Source organism: Motilimonas pumila (assembly GCF_003596335.1).
GTDB classification, from domain to species: Bacteria; Pseudomonadota; Gammaproteobacteria; order Enterobacterales; family CBDFNC01; genus Motilimonas; species Motilimonas pumila.
In genome coordinates, this window is record NZ_QZCH01000145.1 from 1 (window position 1) to 621 (window position 621).

At 38.6% G+C, this 621-nt stretch carries 1 protein-coding gene; it reads left to right on the top strand.

Annotated features, from left to right (window positions below):
- The first annotated feature begins 128 nt into the window (after positions 1-128).
- Positions 129-425, top strand: coding sequence for a hypothetical protein (locus D1Z90_RS21435; protein WP_158587212.1), 297 nt, complete (start codon positions 129-131; stop codon positions 423-425).
- The last annotated feature ends 196 nt before the right edge of the window (positions 426-621 follow it).

The window sequence follows — 621 nt, forward strand, 5'->3', positions numbered from 1 at the left end:
CATTTGATAAGGTGTGTTTTTGGCGAAATTCATTAGATCAGAATGAGCGATGCGCGTCTACTCATTGTTTTTATTGGAAATTATGAGGGGATTCGTGAGAACGAGGCGTTATGTGTAAGGGAGTTTCAGTGGCATTCGATATGTATGCAGATCAATTACAGGAAAAAATTGCTCATAATGAGGAGTTTCTTTTTACTTATGTTAATGAGAATGAGGACTTTCCTTTATTGAATTTGGTCTGGGAGGCATTTTATGATGGTCCTGAAATATATCCCGAACAGTCAAACTCACTGGTACATGAACTTATTAGCCTTAAAGCCCTACACCCATCAGATAAGTATTTAGCAAATACTATAGATCGCTTATTGGTTTTTTTTAGTCTTTGTTATCAAAATGATTCAACGATAAAATGCGTAAGTGACTAATATCGTGGTGGTTTACACATAACAAGTCGTTTAAACGGACAAAAAACAGTTGGCTTTTGTTCGTGCCTCACAAATTGTAGCCAACTATTTTTCGCCGCTTAACGAGGCGCTGACGGATCCCCTCATAATTTCCCTAGTCCAGCGTTGTGCGTGAGCCGTTGATATTCCAGTATTGCCCATTGATATTGGGACTCGT